Source organism: Nocardia sp. NPDC004718 (assembly GCF_053601535.1).
The window spans coordinates 12,429-39,335 of record NZ_JBSGCA010000010.1; the positions used below are offsets into that span (position 1 = coordinate 12,429).

The window sequence follows — 26,907 nt, forward strand, 5'->3', positions numbered from 1 at the left end:
GACGACGTGAGCGTCAGCGGCCGTTGCGTTCGAGTTCGCCCAACTGTTTCTGTAGACGTTCCAGTGCGGCCCGGATCTGGTCGATCTGCGCGTTGAGTTCGGCGATCTTCGCCTGATCCACCGGCGGGGGCTGCGCCTGCGGTGGCGCGACCGGTGGCGCAGCGGGCTGTTGCCCCGGCGGCAGTGGGGCACCGGGTCCGCCGCCGGGCGGCGTGGCGAGTCTGCCGGTGGCCGGACCGAACACTTGCTCCAGCGCCTCCGCGAGGGTCGGCGCGTAGCCGACCAGGACACCGCCGGTGCCGGGATCGCGGTAACTGACCAGCACTCGCGCCAATTGCGGGAACGTCGACGCGTTCTGTGCCGTCGAGATCCGTTCGGTGAACAGCGGCTCGGCGTAGAGCACGCCGCCGTCGGCGATCGGCAGGGTGAGCAGATTGCCGTACTGAATCCGGTTCGAGCGCTCGAGCAGGGTTCGCTCGGAGGCGACTCTGGTGTCGGAGATCATCGAGTTCTGGATCTGTTGCGGACCCTGAGTGAGGGTGTCGGTGGGCAACTGCGAGACGGTGATCTTGCCGTAGCCCTCCGGGTCGGAGCGGGCGGAGACGTAGGCGGAGAGGAATTCCCGGTTGTAGCCGACCATCGCGCTGGCCAGCCGGAACGACGGTTGCGCGCCGGCCTGGTCGCCGACCAGGACGTAGAACGGGGGCTGATGCGGATTGGACTCCACGGTGGGGTCGCTGGGCACCGACCAGAACGCGTTGGTGGTGAAGAATTCACGCGGTTCGTCGACGTGGTATTTGGCGAGCATCTCGCGCTGGATCGTGAACAGGTCTTCGGGATACCGGAAGTGCGCCCGTAGCTCCGGGCTGATCGACTCCTCCGGTCGGACCGTGCCGGGGAAGACCTTCATCCAGGCCGCCAGCACCGGATCCTGCCGGTCGACCTGGTAGAGGGTGACCGTGCCGTCGTATGCGTCGACGGTCGCCTTGATGGAGTTGCGCACGTAGGAGATCTCTCGCGGCGACTCCCGCTGGGTCTCGTCGCCCGGCTCGAGGGCTTCGAGCGAACTGCGCTTGGCGTAGGGGTATCCGTCGATCGAGGTGTACGCGTCGACGATCCAGACTATCCGGCCGTTCACGACCGCCGGGTAGGGGTCGTTGTCGGTGGTCAACCACGGTGCGACGAGTTCGACACGATGGCGGGGATCACGGTTGAAGATGATCTTCGAGCCGGGGCCGATCGCCTTCGAGAAGACGATATTGCGCTCGGTGTAGGTCACCGCGAAGGCGAGGCGGTTGACCCAGTTGGCGATCGGGACGCCGCCCGCGCCGGCGTAGGTGTAGGTGGTGGTGTCGGTGTCGTACTCGCGGGGCTCGGTGCCGCCGCCCACGATGGCGTAGTCCGGGCTCGCGTGGGCGATCACTTCGCCGAAGTAGACGCGCGGCTGATCCACTCGGATCACCTGGTGCCCGGAGGCTTGGGACGCGATGTCACCGACCGCGTAGATCGGATATCCGCTGTTGCTGCTCGCGGCATCGCCCGCGGCCTCGCGGACCGCCGCGTTCACCCGGTTGGCCGGTGCGGCGACGAACCCGTTGCCGTGCGTGTAGACGGTGTGCCGATTGACCCAATGGCGCTGGTTGCCGCTCAGCGCGGTCGGGGTCAGCTCGCGCGCCGCGACCACGTAGTCGCGCAGTTGCCCACCGACCTGGTAGCGATCCAGGTCCAGATGCGGTGGGAAGCTGTAGAAATTCTTCAGTTGTTGTTGCTGGGTGAACGTCCGGGAGAGCACGTTCGGGTCCAGCAGGCGGACGTCACCGATCGTGGTGATGTCCGCGGGGACCTCGGGTGGCGACCTGGTGCCGACGCCGGGATAGGGCTGGTACTCGACCCGGTCGCTGCCGATCCCGTACGCCTGCCGGGTGGCCGCGATGTTGCGTTGGATGTAGACGCGCTCCATGTCGGCGGCGTTCGGGCGGACGGAGAACTGCTCGACGGCCAATGGCCAGAGGGCTCCGACGAGGATCGACGACAGCAGCAGAAGCGCCGCGGCCATCGCCGGGATTCGCAGGTCCCGCACGACGATGGCGGCGAAGACCGCCACGGCGCAGATCACGGCGATCGCGAAGAGAATGAGGCGAGCGGGAAGCACCGCGTTGATGTCGGTGTAGCCGGGGCCTGCGAAAGTTGGTTCCTTGCTGCGGCTGGACAGCAGTGCGTACCGGTCGAGCCAATAGGCGGCAGCCTTCAGGAGGATGAACGAGCCGGCGAGTATCGCGAGCTGCACGCGGGCCGCGTGCGTCAGGCCGCCCGTCTTTCTGGACAGCCGCAGGCCACCGAGCAGGTAGTGCGCGGCGAGGCTCGCGACAAAGGCGAGGACCACGGCGATGAACAGCCAGTTGAGTACGAATCGATAGAAAGGCAGGTCGAAGACGAAGAACCCGATATCGTGCCCGAATTGCGGGTCGGACACGCCGAAGGACCCGCCGTGGACGAACAGCTGGACGGTCATCCAGTTCGACTCCGCGGCAAGGCCGCAGACGAGCCCCAGCGTGGTCGCGATGCCGAGACCGAACCGCACCGGATGCCGGAGCACCGCCGCCCGATACGGCCGAAGACTGTTCTCCTCTTCGGACTCGGGAACGAAGAGCGGGCGGAACCTGAACGCGAGCCACAGCACCGCGAAAAGGACGCCACCGATGATCAGCGCGACCGCGATGAACAGCGAGAGCCGGGTGAACAGCACGGTCAGCCAGACACCACGGAAGCCGACTTCGCCGAACCACAGCCAGCTGACATAGCCTCGGATCAGCCGAGGCACCACCAACAGCGACACGACGAACACCGTGGCGGCGATCACCAGCACCCGGGTGCTGCGATGCAACCGTCGCGGGCGGAGGCCCTCGCGTGCGCTCATCTTGCACTCCCCGTGGCTGCCGCCCGGCTCGACGATGGACGGCCGGGGCGGACTACCAAGCTCGATACTACGACGTCCCGGAGCGCTCGATCAGTTCCCACAGGTACGCCACGTGATCGGCCATGTCCACGGCCGGGTCGTACAACCACTGCGTCTGCAGGCCGTCGAGGACTGCCATGGCGAGGACGGCGAAGCGGTCGGCATCCAGATCGGCCGGTACGCGGCCGGATTCGCGGAGGTCGGCGACGGCGCGGGTGAGAGCGTCCCGGGCAGTGCGGTAGCGGTCGCGGAAGTACTCGTGGGCCGGGTGCTCGGGGCGGGTCGCCTCGGCGGAGAAGCGCGCGTAGAGCTCGACCAATCCGGGAACTTCCGCGTTGTGCCGGATCAGGCGGAGCAATGCGGTTTCGGCGTCGACCCGGAGAAGCTGGACGCGCTGCTGGCGGCCGGTGACCACTGACGGACGACCGCCTCCGGCTCACCGGCCTGCGCGGTAGCCCACGCTGACCACCGCGCGGCGCGCTTTCATCGAGCTACGGCGGGTACCGCGATGACCGGTGCGTTCTCGGTCGGAGCCGAAGCCCGGTGCAGGCCGCGGCGGTCATAGGCGTAGGTCGCGGTCACACCGAGCAGCAGGCCGATCCCGAGGCCGAGCACTGTCATCCACAAGCCCTGGCCGAAACCGGCTTCGGCGTGGGCGTCGAAGAACAGGATGGCGCGAACGGCGAGGTAGATCTGGTGCATCGGTTCGAAGGCGGCCAGGTTCGCGATGTAGGCGGGCGTCGCCTCCAAGGGGACCGTGGCGGCCGACGAGGGCAGGCCCAGGACGACGAACAGGATCAGATTGACCAGCAGCCCCGCGGTGCCGAAGGTGGCGAGCACGGCGAGCGCGGTCACTCCGACCGCGACGATGGCCAGTGTTCCGTAGAGCCACAACAGCAGCGGGCTGCCCAGTGGGACATTCAATGCCGAGGCGACCGCGAGGAATATCCCCGACAGAACCGGAGCCGCGGTGACGATGACCGCCCATTTCATCAGCAGCGTGCGGAACCGGGAGATGCCGGTGGACGGCGGGTGCACGAACCACGGGCCGTATTCGGTGGGCGTGAAACCGAGCACCGAGTCGACGAGCGTGTGGATGATCATGGCGCCGGTGAAGCCCGCCAGCAGCAGGATCAAGGTGTAGAAGAACGCGACGAGGCCCTGCCCGGCGCCGTCGTCCATCGGGCGGTAGGGCGCGGTGACGATCTGCACGGGATCGGTGAGCATCAGCCGGGCGGCCCCGCTGGGCTCGACCGGCGCGCCGGGCCCGGTGGCGAGGGCGGCGTTCACCTGATCGGTCAGGCTCTTGCCGACGGTCTCGTCCACCTGACGCAACGCGCGGTCGGCGATGCGCTGCATGATGCCGGTGGTGTAGGGGCCGATTCGCGGGTTGGTGTGGATGGTGATCACCGGGCGCTCGACCGCACCGGGCACCACGGCGGCGGCGCCGAGGATGGCGAGCCGCTTGGTGAAGTCGGACGGGATCACGATCGCGCCGCAGACCTCACCGTTCTGCAATTGTTTGCGCGCTTCGGCGATGCCGAGGACGCGCAGGTCGATTTTCTCCGCCGGGATGCCCGCGACCAGCGCGTCGCTGACCTGGGCGCCGAAATTGGCGGGTTTGCCGTCGAGCGTGTCGCCGACGTCCTGATTCACCAGGGCCACCGGGAAGTCGTGCAGGTGCTTCTCGGTATTGCTGGCGTAGCCGAGATACATGGTGGCGAGCAGCGCCGCGAAGACCGTCAGCACTGCGATCGGGGCGGTGAAGGTCCGAACCGTCATGCGAGTCAATGTAGTCACCGCCTACAAAGTAGGCAATGACTACATTTTGTTATCCTGCCTACACCATGCCGATCACTCGAAGCCGGTCTTATCACCACGGCGACCTGCGCGCCGAGCTGTTGCAGCGGGCCGAGGCCACGCTGCGCGAGTCCGGCGTCGACGGGTTGTCGCTACGCCGACTGGCGCGTGACGTCGGAGTCAGTCACGCCGCTCCGACCCGGCATTTCAAGGACAAGCAGGCGTTACTGGATGCCATCGCGGTGTCCGGCTTCCAGCGCCTCGCCGCCGCCTTGGCACAGACCGCGGCCGCTCACTCGGCCGATGGGCACATCCGCGCCCTGGCCCGCACCTATCTCCATTTCGCGACCGAGAACTCGGCGCTCGTCGCGTTGATGTTCGCGCGCAGGCACAGCCCCGCCGCGGGCGATGCGATGTCCCGGGCCGTGGACGCGGCGTTCGCGACGCCGGTCGCGCTCATCACCGAAGCGCAGAAGCGGGGGGAAGTGATCGACGGCGACCCGCGCCGGATCGCGCTGTCCGCGGTCGCCGCGCTACAAGGCCTGGCCACCTTCGTCGGCTCGGGCGTGATCGCCGCCGAGACCGCCGACGAATTGGTGGACGAGACGACCACACACATGATCGAAGGCTTGCGCCCCCGCCCGTGATACGCCGCGGTTGCTCGGCGGCCTCCACGCAGCTGTTCGTCAGTACGCGATGAACAGGATCTCGTCGCGTGAGTAGTCGTGGCCGGGATGCTTCTCGGCCAGATGGGCTTGCGTCTTCGCCACGAGATCATCCTCGTCGGCTCCGACGATCAGTTCTCCGCAGGGGCAGTTCAGCTTTCGCTTCATCAGCGTCCTTCCTCCTCGATCCGACAGTCTATGCACAGGGAGGTGATCGAGCGCGAGCCAGCTGGTCACCCCGGCCCTTTGTGCAGCAGGGAGCTCAAGACCCGTTCCGCCCCGTCCGGGTCGGGGGGCGCCCCGGCGATCGTCGGCAGGTAGTGGAACGACTCGGCGATCCGGACGCTGGCGTAGGCCAGCTCGTCGAGGGTCAGCGTCGTGGCGATGCGCTCGTCCTCGAGATCCCGCGCGAGATACCGGGCCACGGCTTTCACAAGGCGCGGCTGGAACCCGTTGCCCGCCAAGGTGAGCAGCTTCATGGCACGCTCGTTCTCCTCCAACACGAACTTCCGCGCTCCCGGTTGCGCCAGTACCGCTCGCAGATAGGCGGCGAGCAGCGCGGGCACCCGAGCGCCCGGCTCGTCTCGTATCCGCTCCCACTCGTCGCGCAGTGTCGCCTCGGTGAGCGACCAGATGACCTCCATCAACAACTGGTCGCGGCTGCCGACCCAGCGGTACAGCGTCACCCGGCTGACGGCGAGTTCGGTCGCGAGCTGGCCGACGTCGATTCGCTCGCCGCGCAGGAACTTCCGCTTCGCCAGACGGAAAGCGTCCATCGGTTCGGGCCGCCGCTGCGCGACGTCCCCCAGCGCCCGCTGCAGAGGCGTTCGAGATGCCATGCGGGCCAGCGTACCGGTGATGCAACAAATAGTCACTATGTTGCACATGTGTTACTAATTGGCCACGACGATGCTCTTGACCAGCGAGATCCCGTAGGGCTTGATTGCAACATGTGCTGAATCCCGAACAAGGATGAAACAGATGTCAGATATGTTGCAAACCATCCGAACCCGATACGGACCGGTGCGCGGACGCACCCGTGGGCCGGTGCACGAATTCCTCGGTATCCCTTTCGCCGCCGCCCCGGTGGGGAAGCATCGGTTCCTTCCACCGGCGCCGCCGCAAGCGTGGGCCACGGTCCGGGACGCGACCGATCCGGGCCCGACCGCGGCACGCGCGCCGTACGTGCCCGCTTACGACGGGCTCGTTCCCGAAGTGTCGATCCCGGGCGACGACGTGCTCAACCTCAACGTCTGGACCTCCTCGACCGAGGGTGCGCGCCCGGTCCTGGTGTGGATCCATGGCGGGGCGTTCACCAATGGCTCCAACGCCCTGCCGACCTACGACGGCACGGCGTTCGCGGCGAGCGGAGTGGTCGTGGTGGCCGTCAACTATCGCCTCGGCGGCGAAGGGTGGCTGCATTTCGGCGCGGACACAGTCAATCTCGGCATCCTGGACGTGGTGGCGGCGCTGGAGTGGGTGCGCGACAACATCGCGGCCTTCGGCGGCGACCCGGCACGGGTGACCATCGCGGGACAGTCCGCGGGCGCCATGCTCGCCACCACTCTGCTCGCCGTGCCGCGCGCTCGGGGCCTGTTCCGCGGTCTGATCGCGCACTCCGGAGCGGCGGCCAACACCGTCACCCCGGACGAGGCGCGCCTGCTGATCGACAACGTGGCCGCGCACATCGGCATCGAGCCCTCGCTCGACGCCTTCGCGGACGTGCCGATCGACGAATTGTCCACGCACGTCAGGGCGGTGCTGCACGAAGTGCAAACCGCCGCGGATCCGGCGAAATGGGGACGATTGGCGCTGACCACCTTGCCGTTCGCGCCCGTGGTGGACGGTTCGATCGTCGTCGACGATCCGCTGGCGGTAGTCGCCTCCGGCGCGAACACCGATGTGGCGATCCTGGCCGGGAGCAATGCCGAGGACGCCCGGCTCATCCTGGTCGCTTCCGGCGCCATCGATCAGATCGATGAGCCGACGCTGGCCGCCGGAGCCGAGGCATACGGACTGGTCCCCGCCGTCGCGCTCCCCCGCTATCGCGTGTCCCGGCCGGATGCCTCGGCGGGCGATCTGCTGTCGGCGGTCGTCACGGACTGGTTCTTCCGCATCCCGGCGATTCGCCTGGCCGAGGCGCAGACCGACGCGGGCGGCGCGGCGTGGGCCTTCCGATTCGACTGGCGCTCACCGCGCCTCGGCGGGCGGCTCGGCGCCGCGCACGCGGTGGACCTGCCATTCGTCTTCAAAACGCACACCCGCCCGGAGAATCACACCCTGGTCGGCGCGCACGCCCCCGACGCCGTCGCCGACAACCTGCACGGCATGTATCGGGCTTTCGTGCTCGACGTCGATCCGGGCTGGGCGCGGTACGAGCCGCAGCGGCGGACCACCGGCCTGATCGCCGACACCGTCACCGTGGCGAACGATCCCGATGTCGCGGAGCGACTGCTGTGGGCGGGTGTGCGATGAGCGATCTGGTCCGCTACGACGACAGCACGCCGAGGATCGCCCGGATCGTCCTGAACCGTCCCGACGCACGCAACGCACAGAACACCGAGCTGCTCTACGCCCTCAACGACGCGTTCGACCGAGCCGCCCGCGACGAGAGCATCCACGTGATCGTGCTGGCGGCCGAAGGCCCGCACTTCTCCTCGGGACACGATCTGCGCGAACACGACTGGCGCGCCAACATGGGTCTGCGCACGCCGGTCGGCACCTGGGCCGGGTTCGGCAGCCCGGGCGCCGAGGGACTCATGGCCCGCGAGGAGGAGATCTACGCCGGGTTCAGCGAGCGATGGCGCAACATCCCCAAACCGACCATCGCGGAGGTGCACGGCAAGGTCATCGCGGGCGGGCTGATGCTGGTCTGGCCGTGTGATCTGATCGTGGCGTCCGAGGACGCCGAGTTCGTCGACAACGTCGTCGCGATGGGCGCCAACGCGGTGGAGTTCTTCAACCACCCGTGGGAATTCGGCATACGCAAGGCGAAAGAGCTGCTGTTCACCGCCGGGACTCTCGGCGCGGCCGACGCCGAACGCATCGGCATGGTCAACCGGGTCGTCCCGCGAGCGGAACTGACCGAGCACACCATGCGGCTGGCCGCGACGATCGCCGCCATGCCGCTGTTCGCGCTGAAACTGGCCAAGCGGTCGGTCAACGCCGCACAGGACGCGCAGGGCCGCGCGACGGCGCAGCAGACGGCCTTCGCGCTGCATCAGCTCGCGCACAGCCACAACGTCCAGGTCCACGGCGACATCGTGGACCCGGACTTCCTCGCGAGGTTCGCCCGCCGTGCCTGAGCCACTCGCCCGGCCGCTCGGGCAGATCCTCACCGACCTGGCCGCCGCCGACCCGCACGCCGCGGCCATCACGTTCGAAGGCGACACTTGGTCGCGGCGGGACCTCGAGTCGGCCGCCAATCGCCGAGCCAGGCACTTCGCCGAACTCGGTGTCCGCCGAGGCGATTACGTGACCGTCGCCTTGGCCAACAAACCGTCCTACTTCGCGACGGTCTTCGCGGTCTGGAAGCTGGGCGCGGTGCCGCAACTCATCTCGCCGCGGCTTCCCGCACCGGAGCGATCGGCCGTGCTCCGGCTCGCGCGGCCGCGGCTGGTGGTCGGCGCCGCCGAACCCGGTCTACCCACGGCGCCGGACGAGGACGAGCTGTCGGCAGAGTTCTCCGACGCGCCGTTCGACCACTATCCGGTCGCGCCCGCGTGGAAGGCGCCGACTTCCGGCGGGACGACCGGACGTCCGAAGCTGATCGTGTCCGGCCAGGCGGGTCTGCTCGACGTCGCGCCGCTCAACGCGGTGCTCGGTCAGCGACCCGACGATGTCCAGCTCGTCAGCGGCCCGCTGTATCACAACGCGCCGTTCAATACCTCGTTCTTCGGTCTCCTGGCGGGCCAGCACCTGGTCGTGTTGCCGAAATTCGAGGCGCGCACGGCGTTGCGGGCGATCGCTCGTCACCGGGTCAGCTGGCTGACCGTGGTGCCGACCATGATGTCGCGCATGCTCACCGAGGTGCGTGATCGGCCGACGGATTACGACCTCGGCTCCGTCCGGCGGCTCTGGCACATGGCTGCGCCCTGCCCGCCGTGGCTCAAGCGGGCCTGGATCGAGCTGCTCGGCGCCGAGAAGATCTACGAAATGTACGGCGGCACCGAGAATCAGATGATGACGCTGATCGACGGCCGGGACTGGCTGACCCACCCCGGCTCGGTCGGCCGCGCCGTCTTCGGCGAGTTCGTCGTCCTGGATGCCGACGGACGCCCGTGCCCGCCCGGCGTGGTCGGCGAGATCTTCATGCGCCCGGCCGAGGGCGACGGACCCAGCTATCGCTACGTGGGCGCCGAACCGCGCACCCGCGCCGGCTGGCCGGGCTGGGATTCTCTCGGCGATCTGGGCCACGTGGACGACGAGGGATTCCTCTATCTCAGCGACCGCCGCACCGACCTGATCGTCACCGGGGGCGCCAACGTCTTCCCCGCCGAGGTGGAGGCCGTGATCACCGAGTATCCCGGCGTGCGCGGGTGCGCGGTCGTCGGGCTGCCGGACGACGACCTCGGCAGGCGCGTTCACGCCGTGGTCGAGACCGACGCCCCGCTCGACGAGGCGCGGCTTCGCGGTCACGTCGAGTCGCGACTGGTCCGCTACAAGTGCCCGCGCACCTACCGGTTCACCGACACCCCGCTGCGCGACGACGCCGGGAAATTGCGCCGCGCCGAACTGCTCGATCTCGAGGCGCGGCTGACGATCCGGGCCACCGGATCAGCCACGTGACCATTCGTGGCCCCAATAGCTGTCGGCGGTGATCTCCTCCGCGCTGTAGGTGGACTCGTCGACCAGCAGACCTTCGGTGCCGTATTCGAGATCCCAGCCGCCGGGCGTGCGGACGTAGAAGGAGATCATCTTGTCGTTGGTGTGCCTGCCGAGGGTCGACGACAACGGGAGACCCGCCCGCATGACGCGGTCGAGCGCCCGGCCGACGGCGTCGAGCTCGTCGACCTCGACCATGATGTGCACCAGGCCAGGGCCGTCGGGACGGGTGCCGGGGATCAGGGCGAGGCTGTGGTGACGCTGGTTGACACCGAGGAACCGCACGCGCACCGGTCCCACCCCGGGTGGGGTGGGCACCCGGAAGGAGCCGCGCGGCAGGAATCCGAGTATCTCGCAGTAGAAACGGTTCGCCTCTTCGAGATCGGGCACCGGTAGCACGACGTGGCCGAGTCCCGAACCCGCCGTGACGAAACGGTTTCCGTGGGCGGTGACGACCGGGCTGTGGTCGAGCACCGGGCCGTGGAAGACCTCGACGGTGAACCCCGCGGGGTCGGTGAAGGTGCAGGCTTCCTCGACGCGTAGTGCGTCGACCTGCTCCTGAGCGAGCGGCGTGACCGCAACGCCCGCCTGCTCCAGCGCCTGCCGCACCCGGGCGAGCGCGCGGTAGTCGCGCACCTCCCAGCCGACAGCGAGCACCCGGTCCTGTTGCGCCGGAACGAGTTCCAAGCGATAGGCATGCTCGTCCATCCGCAGGTAGAGACTGTCCGGATTCGGCCCGGTGGCCTGCGCGAAACCCATCACGGCGAAGGCGAAGGCGCGCCAGGCCGCCACATCGGCGATGGCGACTCGGACGTAGCCGAGCGAGGCGATGTCAGCCATTGATTCGTCGTACTCCTCAGGAATAGGTGACTTGCACCGTGTCGGTGACCGGGACCGCCTGGCAGGCCAGCACGTATCCCTCGGCCAGATCGGCCTCGTCGAGAATTTCGTTGTGCCGCATCGCCACCTGACCGGAGACGATCCGGCAGGTGCAGGCGCTGCACGCGCCCTCGCGGCAGGAATAGGGCGCTTCCAACCCGTTGGCCAACAGGACGTCGAGCAGGACCTGATCGCGAGGCCACGGAAGTGCGCGCGTCTCGCCGTCGAGTTCCACCTCGACCGCCGCGTGGTCACCGGAGTCGATGGAGTCGACGACATCGGGCGTGGCGGTCTCGAACGGATTGCCGTTCAGCGACACGAACTTCTCGACGTGCACGCGCTTGCGCTCGGCGCCCGACCCGATCAATGCGGCGGAGACGGCGTCCATGAACGGGCCGGGTCCGCACACGAACGCCTCGCGCTCGCGCCATGGTTCCCCCAGCGCCGCGAGCTGCGGCCGCGACGGCAGCCCTTGCACGCTCTCCAGCCAGTGCACCACGACCAGGCGGCCGGGATACCGGGCGGACAGGTCGGCGAGTTCGTCGGCGAAGATCACCGAGCGCTCGTCGCGGTTGGCGTAGATCAGCGCGCAGTGCCCGGCTCCGTCCGCCAGCACCGATTTCAGGATCGACAGCACCGGGGTGATCCCGCTGCCCGCCGCGAACAACAGCACGTCCTCGTCCAGCGACGCCGGGGTGAAGACACCCGCGGGCGGTAACGCGTCGAAGTCCATGCCGGCAACCGCGTTGTCGCACAACCAATTCGACGCGTAGCCGTCGGGTGTTCGCTTGACGGTGACCTTCAGGGGCCCCGCTTCGTGCGGCGCGCTCGACAACGAGTAGCAGCGGCTCACCGAGCCGGTCAGCTCGCTCGGAATCCGCAGGGTCAGGAACTGGCCCGGCCGGTAGTCGATCGCATTCGGCTGCTCCGCGGTCGGACTCAGCTCCAGCGATACCGCGTCGTGGGTCTCCCGGATCACCCGTGCCACGCGCAAGGTGAGGAATGCACCGGGGCGACTCTCGGTGTCGTCGGGAACCTCGGCCCGGGTCCCCGGCGCCACGGCCGCTCGGGCTCGATCCACTGCTGCGTCTCCTCTTCGGTCCTCCACGGCTGTCACGGCACGTCCCCGTCCCGGGTGCTGACGTCGATGAGACCGCCGGCGACGGCGGCATCGATGCTGTCGCGCAGTGCGAGGCAGGTCCGTACCCGCGCACGGTCCGCGCCGGCGAACTCGGCGCACGCCGCCACCGCGCCCGCGCTCCACTGCACGCTGGTGTGCTGCGGACTGAACTTCTCGACGAGCACACACGTCGCGCAGATACGGCAGGTAACCCGTTCCATCGCGGCTCCGCTCAGGCTCCGGCGGCGGCGCGCTGCTCGGCGAGATTCTCGGCGACCTCCGCCTCCCACGCCGTGACCGCCCTGGTGGTGTCCACTTCGAACTCGAAGCGGTCGGTCATCTTCGGATCGATGTCGGCCACGTCGGTGTAGAACTGCTCGTACCAGCGGCGCAGCTGGTAGACGGGTCCGTCCTCCTCGCACAGCAGCGGATTGTCGATGCGGGTCTTGCGCTGCCAGATCGCGGCATCCTGTTCGAAGCCGCGGCCCAGGCCACCGGCGAACTTCGCCGCGATCTCCTCGGCCTGCTGCGCGGGCACGCCGTGTGGCTTCTTCACGATCGCGCCGTACTGCAGCACGAATTTCGTGGGTGACACCGGGTAGTGGCAGTTGATGAGGATGCCCTCGACCGTCAGGCCCGCGCTCTCGCTGCGCAGGTGATCGATCATGTAGGACGGGCCGTAGTAAGAGGCTTCGGAGTGCAAGACGTTCTTGCCCCCCAACGCCTTCGCGGTCTCCCCCATCATGTCCTCGCGCGACACCGAGGTCATGTACTGGCTGGCGATGTGCCCCTCGAAGACGTTCTTGAAGTAGGTCGGGAACCCGAAGTGCACGTAGAAGAAGTGCGCCATGTCGACTACGTTGTCGATGACCTCGCGGCAATTCGCGCCGTCGATCGTCATCGTGTTCCAGGTCCAGTCGGTCCACTCGTCGCTGAACGCCCCATCGATGCGCGGGATGGCGACCTCCTCCGGGGGCGGATCGCCCTCCGGGTCGTTCCACACGAACAGCTGCTTGTTCTGCTCCAACGTCGGCCACGAGCGGGTCCGAGCCCGGGGTGGAACTCGGCGGCCGTAGGGGATGCCGGTGCAGCGTCCATTGCCGCCCCACCGCCAGTCGTGGAAAGGACAGGCGATGGAGTCGCCTTTGATCCGGCCGTCCCCCAGGTTCCCGCCCATGTGCCTGCAATAGGCGTCCAGCACATACAGCTCTCCGCCCGCACCGGCGAAGACCACCAGTTCGGTGCCGAAGATCTCGACGGTGTGCGGTTTCCCGTCCCGGAAGTCCCGCGCGAGCCCCAGGCAGTGCCAGCCGCGCGCGTAGCGGGCGGGCGGAGCGCCCGCGTCGATCACTCGGACCTCGGTGTCGGTAGTCATCGGTTCCTCCACGATTCGCGCACGGTTGTCACTTCGATATTTCGGTTCGCCGTCCCGCCCCGGAAATGTGCAGTCCCACTGGCCGGGAGGTGCTCACGCCTCATCGAGCCGCCCGAAGGCGGAGCGGTAGAACAGCAGCGGAGGCGCCTCGCGATGCTCCGACAGCGCGGTGACGCGTGCGACGACGATGGTGTGGTCGCCGCCGTCGACCTCCTGCTCGATCTCGCAGTCGAGCCAGGCCATGGCTCCGGCCAGCCGCGGCGAGCCGTTGGGCGAGGGCTCCCATTCGACCCCCGCGAACTTGTCGGTGCCGCTGCGCGCGAGACGGCGGCAGATCTCCTGCTGGTCGTGGGCCAGGATGTTGACGCAGAGCCGGCCAACGGCCCGGATGCGCGGCCACGATGTGGACGTGCGCGCGGGGCAGAAGCAGACCGCGGGCGGCTCCAGCGACAGCGCCGAGAACGACTGGCAGGTGAATCCGACCGGCCCGTCCTCCGAGTGCGCGGTGATCACCGTGACGCCTGTGCAGAAGCGACCCAGCACCGCTTTGAAGTCGCGCACGTCCAGTGGCGATCCGTCCATCTCGAGCACCGGTTCCATCGGGCCTCCTATTTCGATCAGGCATATACCTGTCAGCTATGACAGCAGCGCTCGCCCGAGGGTCGTCAAGATCGGAGTCCGGTCACCGAGATGCGGATCCGTAGAAGCTACGTAGTTCTCCCGATTCATCTCGGCGGCGAAGTCGTCAGTGTGATGGGAGACACAAACGATCGAGCACGTAATGCCTGGTCGACGTTGACCGACTGTGACCGACGGAGGTTCGAATGACCGTCACCCTGCTGCCCGACAGTGAGCCGCGCACCGACCGGGTCCCGCGGCGGACCCGCGCCAAGGGGGTGGAAGCCGAGGTGCCGGTGTCGATGATCGAGCGGATGACCCTCATCCTGGACGCGTTCGACGCGGCCACCCCGACGCTGACGCTGCTCGGCCTGGTGGAACGCACCGGCCTGCCGCGGTCGACCGTCCATCGGATCCTCGACCAGATGATCCGGCTCCGGTGGCTGGCCCACACGTCCGGCGGATACCGGCTCGGCATGCGAACCTTGGAACTGGGTGGGCTCACCGCCGACCACAACGAGATCCGCGACGCGGTCAGCCCGCTGCTGCACGAGTTGTGCCAGCGCACCGGCATGGTCGGACACCTGGCGGTGCTCGACGGGCGCGAGGTGGTGTACCTGGACAAGGCGGGCGGCCGCTTGGCCGCGACGCTGCCGACCCGCCTCGGCGGCCGCATGCCCGCGCACTGCACCGCGCTCGGCAAGGCCATGCTGGCCACACTCGAGCCGACCATCGCCGAAGCCGCGTTCCATTCCCGGCTGCCGCGACGGACCGCGCACACCATCACCGAGCCCGACGCGCTGCATCGCGCCTTGGCCCAGGTCCGGCTGCGCCAGGGCGTGGCGGTGGACCGCGAGGAAACGATGGACGGAATCGCCTGTGTCGCAGCGCCCCTGCGGGGCCGCGGCACCGCCCCCGCAGCCCTGTCGCTGTCCGGGCGGGCCGAGGCGATGAGCTTCGACAAGCTGGCGCGGGTGCTGCTCGAGATCTCCCACGAGGCCGGACGGACGCTGTTCGGGCGCCGGGCGCGCTGGCGATAGTTCGAATCCGAATATGCCTGAGCGGTACAGTCCGACCATGACCGATGGCGTCACACCCGCGGTGCCCGACCTGCCGACCACCGCGTGGGCCGTACTCGGCATGCTCTCGCACGCCGACGAACTCTCCGGCTACGACCTCAAGAAATGGGCCGACTGGAGTCTGCAGTTCTTCTATTGGAGCCCGTCGTTCAGCCAGATCTACGCCGAACTCAAACGCCTCGAGAAGCACGGCTACGCCAGCTCCCGCACGGTGGTGCACGAGGACGGCGTGCGCGGCAAGCGGATGTACGCCATCACGCCGGAAGGCCGTGCGGCCGCGGCGAACTGGGTCAATCACGCACCGGTGGAGGCGCCGGTGCTCAAGCACAGCGTGATGCTGCGCGCATGGCTCGGCAACCTCGCCGAACCCGACCGGATGCGCGACATACTCACCGAGCACATCGAGTACGCCGAGAAGATGCGCAGGCGCGCCGAGGCCGACGCGCAGGGCGCCGAGGCGAATCCGGACTGGGCCTATCCCGAACTGGTGCTGCGCTGGTGCGTGCGGCACTACGAGGCGGAGCGCGATTTCGCCCGCGAGCTGCTGACGGATATCGACCGCCTCACTCAGTGAGACGCCACCTGGCTGTTCCGGCCCCGCCATATTTCTATTAGGCATATGGAGGTGGCGGACGATGACCGGTGAACTGGACTCGGTGCCTGCCGCGGTGGCGGCCATCGCGAACGGCGGCATGGCTCTCGTCGTGGACGACGAGGACCGCGAGAACGAAGGCGATCTGGTGCTCGCCGCGGAGCAGGCGACCGCGGCGAACATCGGGTTCCTGGTACGGCACACCAGCGGCGTGCTGTGCGTACCCATGACGGGCAGCGACCTGGACCGGCTGGAGCTGCCGCCGATGACGGCGATCAACCAGGACCCGAAGGGCACCGCGTACACGGTCTCGGTCGACGCGGCGACGGGCATCACCACCGGCATATCGGCCGCCGACCGCGCGCACACCATGCGCTTGCTCGCCGATCCCGGCGCCACGCCCCGGGATTTCACTCGCCCCGGGCACGTGTTCCCCCTGCGAGCGCACCCGCGAGGCGTGCTCGGTCGGCAAGGGCACACCGAGGCCGCGGTCGACCTGGTGCGGATGGCGGGCCTGCGCCCCGCCGCGGTCATCGCCGAGGTGGTGCGCGACGACGGCTCGATGGCCCGGCTCCCCGACCTGCTGACCATGGCCAGGGTGCACGGAATCCCGATCATTTCCATCGCCGACCTGATCGACCATCGCCGCAGGCTGGAGCCGGGCGTCGTGCGCGTCGTCGAGACCAGGCTGCCCACCCGCTTCGGCGAGTTCCGGCTCATCGGCTACCGGGACACGACCGACCACGCCGAACACCTCGCGTTGGTGTTCGGTGCGCCGGGCGAGCGCGACGTACTGACCCGCGTGCATTCGGAATGCCTCACCGGTGACGCGTTCGGTTCGCTGCGCTGCGACTGCGGCGAGCAGCTCGACGCCGCCTTGCGGGCAGTGGCCGCCGAGGGCCGCGGGGTCGTGGTGTACCTGCGCGGACAAGAGGGGCGCGGCGTCGGACTACTGAACAAGCTGCGCGCCTACGCGCTCCAGGACGAGGGCGCCGACACGGTCGACGCGAATCTACGACTCGGGCTGCCCGTCGACGCCCGTCACTACGGCGCCGCGGCACGGATCCTGGCCGACCTGGGAGTGCGGTCGGTCCACTTGCTCAGCAACAATCCGGCCAAGCAGGCGGGATTGACCGAATACGGCATCGCCGTCGAACGACGGATTCCGCTGCAGACCAGGCCGACCGAGCACAACGTGCGGTACCTGCGCGCCAAGCGCGACCGTATGCGCCATCAGCTGAGCGACGTGGACGCCGCTGCCGTCGCTCGGTGAGCGGCGCCGGTTCGATCCGTCCGCCGTCACCGGAACGCCGCCGCCGATCCCGCGCGGGCCCGGCCCGCGGGCACGTTCATCGGAGTTGAATTTGTCCAGAACGCTCTTCCGCGCCCCGCGCGGTACCTAGGGTTGACACCCATGGCGCGGCGTCCCATCGGCAACCTCCCTGCCGAGGTCACCAGCTTCGTCGGGCGCCGGGAGGAACTCGCCGCCGCGAAGCGGCTGCTGCCCACGACACGCGTGCTGACCCTGCTCGGTCCGGGCGGCGTCGGCAAGACCCGGCTGTCCCGCCAAGTCGGCGTCGCGGTCGCACGTGCGTTCCCGGACGGGGTGTGGCTGGTCGAGCTGGCCGACGTCCTGGACCCGGATCTGGTCACGGTGACCGTCGCGGAGGCGCTGGCGTTGCGCGACGACACGGCGGCGCCCCTGCGGCGGCTCACCGAGTTCCTCGCGGACAAGCGGCTGCTGCTGATCTTGGACAACTGCGAGCACTTGATCGACGCCTGCGCGCGGCTGGTCGGCAGGATCGTGGCCGCCACCTCGGAGGTCCGCGTGCTGGCGACCAGCCGGGAGGTGCTGGGCGTGCAGGGCGAACAGGTCATGCCCGTCGCGCCCTTGCCGCTGCCGGACGCGGAGACCACCGACAGCGATGCGATGCGACTGCTCGCCGAGCGGGCCGCCGCCGCCAACCCCGGCTTCGCGGCCACCCCCGCGAATCGCGATGCGCTGGCCGCGATCTGCCGCCGGCTGGACGGCATTCCGCTCGCGTTGGAGCTGGCCGCGTTGCGGTTCCGCGTGTTCACTCCGGAACAGATCCTCGCCCGGCTCGACGACACCATGGGCCTGCTCAGCGCGGGACCACGACTCGCGCCGGAACGACAGCAGACCATCGAGGGCGCGATCCGCTGGAGCTACGACCTGTGCATCCCGGCCGAACAGCGTTTGTGGGAGCAGCTGTCGGTGTTCTCCGGCGGCTTCGACATCGACGCCGCCGAAGCCGTGTGCCTGCCCGCACCGAACGGGCGCACGGTGATCGACGCGCTGACCGGCCTGGTCGACAAGTCGGTGCTGAGTCTGCGCTACGACGGCGATGTCGGGCGGTACTCGATGCTGGAGCCGATCCGGCAGTTCGCCCGCGACCGGCTGGCCGAGCGGGGCGAGGAGCCCGAGGTGCGCGGCCGCCACCGCGATCATTACCGGCGGCTGGCACTGCGCGGCCGCACCGCGTATTGGAGTTCCGACGACGTCGCCTGGTTCCGCGAACTGAACCGCGAGCACGCGAATCTGCGCGCGGCGCTGCAGTTCGGCCTCACCGACGCACCCGAGTCGGCGCTCGAGATGGCGGCGGTGCTGCGGCCGTTCTGGGAGCACAATCGCTTCCTCACCGAGGGCTATCGCTGGCTGACCGATGCGCTGGCGAAGTCGAGCGAACCGACCGAGCTGCGCGCACGCGGGCTGTCCGCGGCGGCCTCGCTCGCGGCGTTGCTGTCCGATCGCGGGTCGGCGCGCCAGTTGGTGGACGAATGCGTTGCCCTGGCGCGCCGGGTCAATGCCCCCGACGTCCTCGCGGAGGCGATGCTCGATTCGGCGCTGCTTGCCTTCAACGACGGCGACACCGCCCGTGCGCTCGAATTGGCCGAGACCGCCACGCATCTGGCTGCCGAATGCGGCCATCACGCGATGGAGATGGACAGCCTCGCGTTCGCTTTTGTCTGTGCGCTGGTGCTCGCCGACGAACGCTCGACCGCCTTCGCCGAGCGGCTGCTGAAGGTCACCACCGAACGCGGACCGTATCTGCTCGGCGGGCTGGCGCAGTGGTCGATGGGGCTGGATCATTGGCGGCGCGGCGATCAGCGTGCCGCGACCGGATATCTCGCCCGCTCCGTCGAGATGTTCAGCCTGTTCGACCGATGCGTCTGGCTCGCCTCCGGATTCGAAGGGCTGGCGTGGTCGGCGGTCGCGCGCGCCGACTTCGAGCGAGCCGCCCGTCTGCTCGGCGCCGCGGAGATCCTGGCGCGCAGCACGGTACGCCTCGCCCACGCCATCACCGGCGTACTCGGTGACCGGATGCGTGGTCGCGTGCGAGAAGAACTGGGAGAGCGGAAGTTCGAGGAGATCTTCGACAGCGGCGCGACGCTGTCGCTGAGCGAGGCGATCGACTACGCGCTGGGACGCGCGCCGGCCACGGCGCGACCGCCGCAGGCCGCTCCGGTCGAGGCACAGGCGGCGGACGTCCTCACACGCCGGGAGAAGGACGTCGCCCGGCTGGTGGCGGCGGGGCACAGCAACAAACGCATCGCCGCCGAGCTGGTGATCTCGGTGCGCACCGCCGAGACCCACGTCGAGCACATTCTCACCAAGCTCGGTTTCACCTCCCGAACCCAGATCGCGGGGTGGGTCCGCGATCACGAGGTGTGATCGACGCGGGCGGCCGGCGGTCAGAGACCGGCGGTGAGGAAATCGACGACCGCGCGCTCGAACGCCGACTTGCGTTCGATCTGCACCCAATGACCACACCGGGCGAAGACGCGCAGATCCGCGTTCGGGATCTGCCGTGCCGGGAACAACGCCGCCTCCACCGGTGTCACCCGGTCGTCGCGCCCCCACAGGATCTGCGTCTCGGCGCGCAGGCCGCGCAGCCGGGCCCACAGCGGAACCGGTTCGGCGAGAGCGGGATCGGCGAAGGTCGCGTACGCGTCGCGCAGCGCGGCGATGGCGGCGGGATCGGAGGCGGCGGCCGACCGGGTCTCGATCAACTCCTCGGTGAGGGTCGCCGGATCCGACACCATGGCGCGCAGCCAGGGCAGCAGCCGTTCCCGGGTGGGAGCGGCGCTGAACTCCAGCAAGCGCGTGATGCCTTCGGACGGCTCGGGCCCCAGCACGTTCACCCCGACGCCACCCGGCGCCATCAGCACCAGCCGATCGACCCGGTCGGGATGTTCCAGCGCCAGTAGCGTCGCGACCGCGCCACCCATCGAATTTCCGAGCAGGTGCACGCGTTCCAGGTGGAGGTCATCGAGCAGGCCCAGCACCGCGTCGGCGGAGATGCGCAGATAGTTGCGTTCGTACACCGGCGGGCGGCCACTGGCGCCGAAACCCGGCTGATCCACGATCAGACAACGGAAACGCTCGGCCAGCACCGGCAGGTTGGCGCCGAAGTTGGCCCATCCCGAGACGCCCGGTCCGGAGCCGTGCAACAGCACCAGCGGCGTACCCGACCCCGCTTCGTGGTAGCGCAGTTCCAGCCCGCCCGTCGTGCTCCGGCGCGTAGTGTTCTCCGCGGTGAGCGTCATCAGATCATCCGATCCGTGACGGGCAGGCCGAACGCGTCCCGGCCGTACAAGACCAGCGCGCGCTCCACGTCGTTGATCACGTGCACGCTCCCGGCGTGCGCGTCGCGCCAGTGCCGTTCGATCGGATTGGGTTTGCGGATCGCATGACCGCCGGAGTTGTCGAACAGCAGGTCGATGGCCTCGATGGCGCGTTCGGTGCCGCGCACTTGGTCGCGGCGGCTGCGGACCCGCAGTTCGAGGGGGATCTCCTCCCCCGCCTCGGCGTAGCGCAGCTGTTCGCCGATGTTGCGCTCCATCTGCAGGACGGCGGCGTCGATCTCGGAGGCGGCGCGAGCGACGCGGACGTGCGCGAACGGATCCTCGGCGGCCTTCTGCCCGCCGTAGGAGATCCGCACCCGCTCGCGCATGCGCTCGATATGTGCTTCGTACGCGCCCTGGGCGGCGCCGATGATGGGTGCGGTGATGGTGTTGGAGAACACCGCGCCGAACGAAATCCGGTACAGTGCGGCGGTATTGACCTCTTGTCCGGGTCCGCGCAGCTCGGCCTGCTCACTCGCGCTGTAGGTCCGGTGGGCGGGTACGAACGCCTTCTCGATGACGATGTCGTTGCTGCCGGTGCCGGACAGCCCCGACACGTGCCAGACGTCCTCGATGCGGTAATCGGCGCGCGGCACCAGAACGGTCAGATACTCCGCTCCGCCTTCGTCGTTCGGTACGACCGCGCCCAGGAAGGCCCAGCGGGCGTGATCGCACCCGGAGGAGAAGCTCCACCGACCGCTGATCTCGAAACCGCCCTCGACCGGTGTCAGCTTGCCGGTCGGCGCGTACGACGACGAGACCAGCGTGTCCGGATCGGCGCTCCACACGTCCTCCTGCGCCCGCAGCGGAAACAACGCCAGTTGCCACGGGTGCGCGCCCAGCACCGACGACACCCACGCCGTGGACGGGCAGGCGGTCGCGATGGCGCGGATCACCTCGTAGAACGCGACCGGTGAGGATTCGTCGCCGCCGAAGCGGGACGGCTGCAGCATGCGGAACACCCCGGCCTCGGTCAGCTCCCGGATGCTCTGGTCGGGCACTCTGCGCTGCAGTTCGGCGTCGGCGGCTCGCTCCCGGATCGCGGGCAGCAGATCCCGTACCCGATCGAGCACCTTGTTGGTCATATGCGGTAGTCCTCCTGGTAGTGCCGTCTTTCGACGCTAGGCCGGTGCGGCGCCGTGCGGCCCGATCCATCCCGATGACCGGAACCAGCCGTCCGGATCAGCTGGTGCGGGCCGCGGCGGTACCCGCGCGGCGGCCGAAGAAGGTGCCGTCGCCGAGCGAAGTGCCGCTGATGTAGCCCTCGCCGTGCAGGTTGCTCGCGGCCCGGCCCGCGGCGAACAGACCGGGAATCGGGGCGCCGTCGATATCGAGCACGGCGCCGTCGAGCGAGGTGTGCAGACCACCGAGGGTGAACACGGACGCACCGGTCCCGCGGCGGTCACCGGATTCCGACGGTGGCCGCACCCCCGCCCGCACGTCGATCGCGGCGAGCGGCGGCGTGAGGGGCCGCACCCAGCGCGGCGCTTTCCCGAACTCGGGATCCACCCCGCGCGAGGCGAAGTCGTTGTACCGGCGGACGGTGTCGGCCAGCGCGGCCGCCGGTACGCCCATCAGGTCGGCGAGTTCCTCGGCGGTCTCCGCCACATGGGTCGGTCGCACACCCCACCGCTGCTGTTGCGGCACTTCCTCGAAGGCTCGTTCGTCCAGCACGACCCAGGTCCGCATGCCCTGCCGGAACAGCGCCGCCTGGCCGATCCGGCCGGGATAGGTGTCCTCGTTGACGAACCGCTGCCCGTGCCCGTCGACCACCATGCCCCGCGCGGCGAGACCGGGAACGAGCGAGATGCCGACCTGGCCCGTGGACATGTGCCGCACGGCCGCGCCGAGGGCCTGCGCCATCCGGATCCCGCTTCCGTCGTCGGTGCCCGCGCTGACCTTGGTGTGCCCCAGCAGTTTCGGCGCGTGGGCGGCGAGCATGGCGTCGTTGTCCACGAATCCGCCGGTGGTCAGCACGACGCCGCGACGTGCCCGGATGGTCAGCTCCGTGCCGTACCGCCGGGCCACCACACCGACGACGGTGCCGTCGGCCGCCAGGATCAGGCAGGTCGCCCTGGTATCGAAAAGCGCTGTCGCACCGGCGGATCGCGCGGCCTCGGCCAGACAGTCCATGAGCAGCTTGCCGCCGAAGTCAGCGGTGGCCGGGCGATGCCCGCGGGGCGCGGGAGCGGCGAGGTCGGAGAACGGCTTGCTGTTCTCTCCCAGCCACATCAGCCCGTCATCCGTCGGCGGTACCCACGTCGGCGCGTCCCACAGCGTGGGCTTGAACGGCACGCCGCGGTCGGCGAGCCAGTGGAAGTGCGCGACGCTGTCCTCGCTGTAGCGAGTGATCTTGGCCGGATCCGCCCCCGGACCGAGCGCGGCGGACAGGAACGCGGCCATCGCTCCCGGGTCGTCGTCGAATCCGCAGGCTCGCTGGATCGGTGTGCCGCCGCCGAGATAGATCTCACCGCCCGAGAGGGCGGATGCGCCGCCGGGACCGCTCATCCGGTCCAGCACCAGCACCTGCGCGCCGCTCGCCGCCGCCTCGAATGCCGCCGCCGCTCCAGCGCATCCGTAGCCGACCACCAGCACATCGGTCTCGAGGTCGTAGGCGCGCACGTCGGCGGCCTCCCGAGGCGCGACCGAATACCGATCACTCATGGGGTCGACCTTCCCCCGCCGGTCGCGATGGCAGGCCGCCCGTCTTGGTGAGCGACCCGCCGGTCCCGTTCATCGGGACTGTGGTCGGTCGCGGGCTCGCCGGATGGCGATGGTGTGTGAACGGCGTCACGTCTGCATGGCGCCAGCGAGGAGGAAGATTTCATGCGGGTCCTGGTCACCGGAGTTTCCGATCCGACCGGTCGCGCGGTGGCGCGCATGCTGCTGGCCGCGGGCCACGACGTGGTCGGTCTGGACCGCGCACGGCACCGGTACGTCGACCCTCGGGTCGAGGTGATCACCGGTGACCCGGCCGAGCCCGCGCTGTGCGCACGGGCTGTCGCCGACTGCGCATCGGTAGTGCATCTGGGCGGTTCGCTCGCCGCCATCGCGACGGCGGCCCGCGCGGCCGGGGCGCGAATCGTGGTTCCGGTGGTCGCGGGGTCGGAATCGATCGCCGAGGACGTCGTGCGGTCCAGCGGGGCGGCGGCGTTGATCGTGCGCACCGCGCCGGTCGCGGGCAGGCGCGTCGAGGGCGCGAGTTGGCGAATCCTGAGCGGGCTGCTCGGTTCTCGCCGAGCGGGCGGATTCCAGGTGCTGCACACCGACGACTTCGAACGTTTCCTGGTGCTTGCCGCGCGATCCGAGCGCACCGGCGTGGTCGAACTGGCCGCGTCCGGAGTGGTTTCGAGTGCGGACGCGCATCGCATCCGCCAGGCGGCCCGAACACGCAAGTCACGGCGGACGTCCGGCACGCCACCGCAGGTGGATCCGAGGGTGGCACGCGACGAATGGGGATTCCGGTGCGGCTGGACCGCGTCCGAAGTGGCGGCCGACATCGTCCGCGGACTGACCGGTCGCAGACTCGACGGCAACGAGTTCGTCGCCCGGCCCGGCGCCATTCCGCTGCCCGGCTACCAGATACCCACCCGCGCGGCCACCTCGGACGGACACGCGCTGGTGTCGGTCGCGCCGGAAGGTCTCGAGGGCGAGTTCGACGATCGCGTCGATCCGGCCTATCCGGTGCACACCGCGACCAATACATCCGAGGCACTGCCCGGACCGCTCACGCCGCTGACGGTGGATCTACAAGCGGGCGCTATCCGGCTGGCCAATGCCGCGATGGGCACCATGATCGCGCTGGACGGCATCGCGCTGGAGCACTGGACGAGCCGGGTCACCACGGTGCTCGGGCACCACATCTACATCAATGCCTCCATCGGCGTGCTGGCCGCGGAGAACATGCCGGGCTGGGACGAGCAGAGCATCCGCCGCGACGTCTACGGCAACATCCCGGCCGAGATCTCGCTGACCCCGCACGGCAAGCCGCCCACGCCGACCGGATTCGCCAGTACCCGCGCCACGTGGCGCGCGGCGGGCCGGGTGCTGCGCACCGCGCTGCGCTATCGCGAGACCACCGACGGCATCAATGCCGCCGCGCATCAGGAATCCCTTGGCGCCGCGGCGATACGCGAGCTCACCGATGAACAACTGCATGCCCGCGCCCTGCTGTGGCGGGATCGGCTGAATCAGTCCTGGGCGGCGGCGTCCATCGGGGTGATGATGACCGGCGCGGCCACCGCCATCCACTCCCGCGGCAAGGAAGCGGCGACCGTGCCCATTGATCTGGAGCGGTTGGAGTCGGCCAGGACCATGCTCGCGGTGGAACGGCTCGCCGCCTTGTGCCGGGCCGACACCGCGTTGCACGACGCGGCGCACGCGGGCGACGTCACCGTGGCGCGGACCATCTCCCCGGCGTTCGCCGCCGCGCTGGAAGAGGAGCTGCGGCGGATCGGACATCGCGGACCGGGCGAGTGCGAGCTGCTCAACCCGACCTTCGGCGACCGGCCGGAGCTGCTGGTGACCGCCGCCGCACGCGCCGCTCGGATGCCCGCGCCCAAGCGGGAACCGGTCGACCCGGCGCCGAGCCGCACCGCACGGATGGCGGCAGGAGCGACGATGGCGCGCGAACGCGTCCGCGACGCCGTGGTCCGGTACACCCACTGCCTGCGCCTCGCCGTGCGGGAGCGGGCGGAACGGCTGATCCGGCACGGGCTGCTACAGCAGGCCGAGGACGCCTGCTTTCTCACGCTCGACGAAATCCTTTGGGCGCCCGCCGATCTGAACGAACGGGTAGCACGCCGCCGAGCCGAGCTGAGCCGGTTGCGCGGCGTCCGCATGCCGGATGTGATCGCAGGTGACTGGGAGCCGCTGACGAACGCGGACGCGTTGACGCCCGGAGACTGCCTGACCGGCATCGGGGTATGCCCCGGCGTCGTGGAAGGCACGGTGAAACGCGTCCTGTCCCTGGACGACGACATCGAGCCGGGCGACATCCTGGTGGCATCGGTCACCGACACCGGGCACACCGCGATGTTCGCCTACGCCGCCGCGGTGGTCACCGACATCGGCGGCTCCGCCTCGCACGCGGCCATCGTGGCCCGGGAATTCGGCATCCCCTGCGTCGTGGACACCAAGACCGCCAGCACCCGGCTGGCCGATGGGCAACGGGTGCGGGTCGACGGGGCGGCCGGCACGGTCACCCTGCTCGCCGACGTCTGAGCCGTGGCCGGGGCCGCACACTCCGGCCCGCTTGCCGGCTCGGCGTCGCCGGGCCGGGACTCTATGGAAGGAATGAGCCAGTGACGATTTCGCGTGCTGTTCGCGGGGCGGTGACCGGTGTCGCCGCCGCATTGATCGCCGTGTTCCCGTCCACCACCACCGCATCGGCGGGCCCCGGACTCGTGCACACCGTGCACGACCGCTCCATGCAGCTGTCGTCGGCGCCGAATGCCCGGGACATCGGTGACTATCCCACCCAGGGCAACGGCAAACTCCGTACCGGCGTGGTGTTCCGCACCGACGCTCTGGACAAACTCACCGCCGCCGACCAACAGAAGCTGGTCACGTCGGGCATCACGGCGGTGATCGATTTCCGCAGTCCGAACGAGTCCGGGGCCAACCCCGACAAGCTTCCGGCGTCGATTCCCGCGCTCGCGCGTCCGGTGTACGACCCGGGCAACGACTTCTACCTGATGGCGGGCAAGGCGGTGCAGGGCGGTCCCGCCGTGCAGCAGCAGATGTTCGGCGACGGCAAGGCCGCGGGCATCATGCGCGACTACTACCGCTGGCTGGTCACCGACGCCGCGGCTCGCGCGCAGTTCGGGGCCGCCATCCGGGACATCGTGAACGCGAACGGACCGGTGTTGTTCCATTGCACCGCGGGCAAGGACCGCACCGGTTGGATGACCGCGATCTTGATGACGGCGCTCGGTGTCCCGAAAGGCCAGGTGTACAAGGACTATCTGGAATCGAACGACAACCTGGCCGCGAGCAACAAGACGACGATGGACGCGCTGGTGGCCAAGGGGCTGGTCACCGATCCCGCGCTGTTCGATCCGATCCTCGGCGTGCGCGCCGAATACCTCGACGCTGCTTTCGACCAGGCCGCCGCGTCCTTCGGATCGTTCGACCGGTTCGTCACCGATGGACTCGGAGTCGACGGCGCCACGCTGGAGGCGCTGAAAGCCGAACTGTCGCCGCGGTAGTCGACGACCGGAGCGGGGGGGGGGGGGGGGGGGTTTCTGTGGTGTTGTTGAACCCGGTGTGGGGGCATCCGATGAGCCCCAGCCCCACGGCGATGTTGCTGACGAACAGGTCGGGCATGCCGTCGCCGTTCAGGTCGCCGAAG

23 protein-coding genes are annotated in these 26,907 nt (G+C 69.2%); 10 read left to right on the forward strand and 13 right to left on the reverse strand.

Features of this window, described 5'->3' with window-relative positions; genetic code table 11:
- Positions 1-13: 13 nt before the first annotated feature.
- The 3 genes from ACWEH3_RS10130 to ACWEH3_RS10140 form a co-directional block, all read right to left on the reverse strand.
- On the reverse strand, positions 14-2,917 hold the full coding sequence (locus ACWEH3_RS10130) for a UPF0182 family protein (RefSeq protein WP_450019001.1): 2,904 nt from the start codon (positions 2,915-2,917) through the stop codon (positions 14-16).
- Between the two features lie 67 nt (positions 2,918-2,984).
- On the reverse strand, positions 2,985-3,371 hold the full coding sequence (locus tag ACWEH3_RS10135; protein WP_450018999.1) for a TetR family transcriptional regulator C-terminal domain-containing protein: 387 nt from the start codon (positions 3,369-3,371) through the stop codon (positions 2,985-2,987).
- A 68-nt stretch (positions 3,372-3,439) separates the two neighbouring features.
- Positions 3,440-4,738 (reverse strand): DUF3533 domain-containing protein, encoded by a 1,299-nt coding sequence (locus ACWEH3_RS10140; protein ID WP_450018997.1) that lies wholly within the window; start codon positions 4,736-4,738, stop codon positions 3,440-3,442.
- Positions 4,739-4,803: 65 nt separating this feature from the next.
- Between ACWEH3_RS10140 and ACWEH3_RS10145 the strand changes: the two genes are divergently transcribed.
- Positions 4,804-5,403 (forward strand): TetR/AcrR family transcriptional regulator, encoded by a 600-nt coding sequence (locus ACWEH3_RS10145; protein ID WP_450018995.1) that lies wholly within the window; start codon positions 4,804-4,806, stop codon positions 5,401-5,403.
- A gap of 39 nt (positions 5,404-5,442) precedes the next feature.
- Here the strand turns inward: ACWEH3_RS10145 and ACWEH3_RS10150 are convergent, their stop codons facing one another.
- On the reverse strand, positions 5,443-5,589 hold the full coding sequence (locus tag ACWEH3_RS10150; RefSeq protein ID WP_450018993.1) for a DUF1059 domain-containing protein: 147 nt from the start codon (positions 5,587-5,589) through the stop codon (positions 5,443-5,445).
- 65 nt (positions 5,590-5,654) lie between these two features.
- Complete coding sequence (locus tag ACWEH3_RS10155) at positions 5,655-6,260, reverse strand: QsdR family transcriptional regulator (RefSeq protein WP_450018991.1); 606 nt, start codon at positions 6,258-6,260, stop codon at positions 5,655-5,657.
- A 142-nt stretch (positions 6,261-6,402) separates the two neighbouring features.
- Here ACWEH3_RS10155 and ACWEH3_RS10160 point away from each other — a divergent pair, with 142 nt between their 5' ends.
- Genes ACWEH3_RS10160 through ACWEH3_RS10170 form a run of 3 tightly spaced genes read left to right on the forward strand, consistent with a single transcriptional unit; the run spans position 6,403 to position 10,209 of the window.
- Positions 6,403-7,896: a carboxylesterase/lipase family protein gene (locus ACWEH3_RS10160; RefSeq protein ID WP_450018989.1), complete on the forward strand. Its 1,494-nt coding sequence runs from the start codon at positions 6,403-6,405 to the stop codon at positions 7,894-7,896.
- Positions 7,893-8,726, forward strand: coding sequence for an enoyl-CoA hydratase (locus ACWEH3_RS10165; RefSeq protein WP_450018987.1), 834 nt, complete (start codon positions 7,893-7,895; stop codon positions 8,724-8,726). The genes ACWEH3_RS10160 and ACWEH3_RS10165 overlap by 4 nt, the downstream gene beginning before the upstream one ends.
- Complete coding sequence (locus tag ACWEH3_RS10170; protein WP_450018985.1) at positions 8,719-10,209, forward strand: AMP-binding protein; 1,491 nt, start codon at positions 8,719-8,721, stop codon at positions 10,207-10,209. Before ACWEH3_RS10165 ends, ACWEH3_RS10170 begins: the two co-directional genes overlap by 8 nt.
- Here the strand turns inward: ACWEH3_RS10170 and ACWEH3_RS10175 are convergent.
- The 5 genes from ACWEH3_RS10175 to ACWEH3_RS10195 all read right to left on the reverse strand — a co-directional run bounded on the left by ACWEH3_RS10175 (position 10,198) and on the right by ACWEH3_RS10195 (position 14,219).
- On the reverse strand, positions 10,198-11,085 hold the full coding sequence (locus ACWEH3_RS10175; RefSeq protein ID WP_450018983.1) for a VOC family protein: 888 nt from the start codon (positions 11,083-11,085) through the stop codon (positions 10,198-10,200). The genes ACWEH3_RS10170 and ACWEH3_RS10175 overlap by 12 nt on opposite strands.
- Before the next feature lie 16 nt (positions 11,086-11,101).
- Complete coding sequence (locus tag ACWEH3_RS10180; protein WP_450018981.1) at positions 11,102-12,205, reverse strand: 2Fe-2S iron-sulfur cluster-binding protein; 1,104 nt, start codon at positions 12,203-12,205, stop codon at positions 11,102-11,104.
- 32 nt (positions 12,206-12,237) lie between these two features.
- Positions 12,238-12,465 (reverse strand): hypothetical protein, encoded by a 228-nt coding sequence (locus tag ACWEH3_RS10185; protein WP_450018979.1) that lies wholly within the window; start codon positions 12,463-12,465, stop codon positions 12,238-12,240.
- An 11-nt stretch (positions 12,466-12,476) separates the two neighbouring features.
- Positions 12,477-13,619 carry a Rieske 2Fe-2S domain-containing protein gene (locus ACWEH3_RS10190; RefSeq protein WP_450018977.1) on the reverse strand — a complete coding sequence of 381 codons (1,143 nt, stop codon included), beginning with the start codon at positions 13,617-13,619 and terminating at the stop codon, positions 12,477-12,479.
- Positions 13,620-13,712: 93 nt separating this feature from the next.
- Positions 13,713-14,219, reverse strand: coding sequence for a flavin reductase family protein (locus ACWEH3_RS10195; RefSeq protein WP_450018975.1), 507 nt, complete (start codon positions 14,217-14,219; stop codon positions 13,713-13,715).
- 224 nt (positions 14,220-14,443) lie between these two features.
- Between ACWEH3_RS10195 and ACWEH3_RS10200 the strand changes: the two genes are divergently transcribed.
- The 4 genes from ACWEH3_RS10200 to ACWEH3_RS10215 all read left to right on the forward strand — a co-directional run bounded on the left by ACWEH3_RS10200 (position 14,444) and on the right by ACWEH3_RS10215 (position 19,602).
- A complete protein-coding gene (locus ACWEH3_RS10200) occupies positions 14,444-15,277 on the forward strand; it encodes an IclR family transcriptional regulator (protein WP_450018973.1) in 834 nt (277 codons plus the stop codon).
- 37 nt (positions 15,278-15,314) lie between these two features.
- Positions 15,315-15,890, forward strand: coding sequence for a PadR family transcriptional regulator (locus ACWEH3_RS10205; protein ID WP_379253708.1), 576 nt, complete (start codon positions 15,315-15,317; stop codon positions 15,888-15,890).
- A gap of 61 nt (positions 15,891-15,951) precedes the next feature.
- Positions 15,952-17,181, forward strand: coding sequence for a bifunctional 3,4-dihydroxy-2-butanone-4-phosphate synthase/GTP cyclohydrolase II (locus ACWEH3_RS10210; protein WP_450018971.1), 1,230 nt, complete (start codon positions 15,952-15,954; stop codon positions 17,179-17,181).
- Between the two features lie 141 nt (positions 17,182-17,322).
- Positions 17,323-19,602 (forward strand): helix-turn-helix transcriptional regulator, encoded by a 2,280-nt coding sequence (locus ACWEH3_RS10215; RefSeq protein ID WP_450018969.1) that lies wholly within the window; start codon positions 17,323-17,325, stop codon positions 19,600-19,602.
- A 20-nt stretch (positions 19,603-19,622) separates the two neighbouring features.
- On the opposite strand, the gene ACWEH3_RS10220 is transcribed toward ACWEH3_RS10215, so the two are convergent.
- From ACWEH3_RS10220 to ACWEH3_RS10230, 3 genes are all read right to left on the reverse strand, one after another.
- Positions 19,623-20,477, reverse strand: coding sequence for an alpha/beta fold hydrolase (locus ACWEH3_RS10220; protein WP_450018967.1), 855 nt, complete (start codon positions 20,475-20,477; stop codon positions 19,623-19,625).
- On the reverse strand, positions 20,477-21,640 hold the full coding sequence (hsaA, locus tag ACWEH3_RS10225; protein WP_355075442.1) for a 3-hydroxy-9,10-secoandrosta-1,3,5(10)-triene-9,17-dione monooxygenase oxygenase subunit: 1,164 nt from the start codon (positions 21,638-21,640) through the stop codon (positions 20,477-20,479). Before hsaA ends, ACWEH3_RS10220 begins: the two co-directional genes overlap by 1 nt.
- Positions 21,641-21,737: 97 nt before the next feature.
- Positions 21,738-23,219, reverse strand: a complete 1,482-nt coding sequence (locus ACWEH3_RS10230) for an FAD-dependent oxidoreductase (RefSeq protein ID WP_450018964.1) — start codon at positions 23,217-23,219, stop codon at positions 21,738-21,740.
- A 162-nt stretch (positions 23,220-23,381) separates the two neighbouring features.
- Here ACWEH3_RS10230 and ACWEH3_RS10235 point away from each other — a divergent pair, with 162 nt between their 5' ends.
- Together ACWEH3_RS10235 and ACWEH3_RS10240 are read left to right on the forward strand one after the other, a co-directional pair.
- Positions 23,382-25,778 carry a PEP-utilizing enzyme gene (locus tag ACWEH3_RS10235; RefSeq protein WP_450018962.1) on the forward strand — a complete coding sequence of 799 codons (2,397 nt, stop codon included), beginning with the start codon at positions 23,382-23,384 and terminating at the stop codon, positions 25,776-25,778.
- Positions 25,779-25,858: 80 nt separating this feature from the next.
- Complete coding sequence (locus ACWEH3_RS10240) at positions 25,859-26,764, forward strand: tyrosine-protein phosphatase (protein ID WP_450018960.1); 906 nt, start codon at positions 25,859-25,861, stop codon at positions 26,762-26,764.
- Positions 26,765-26,907: the final 143 nt, after the last annotated feature.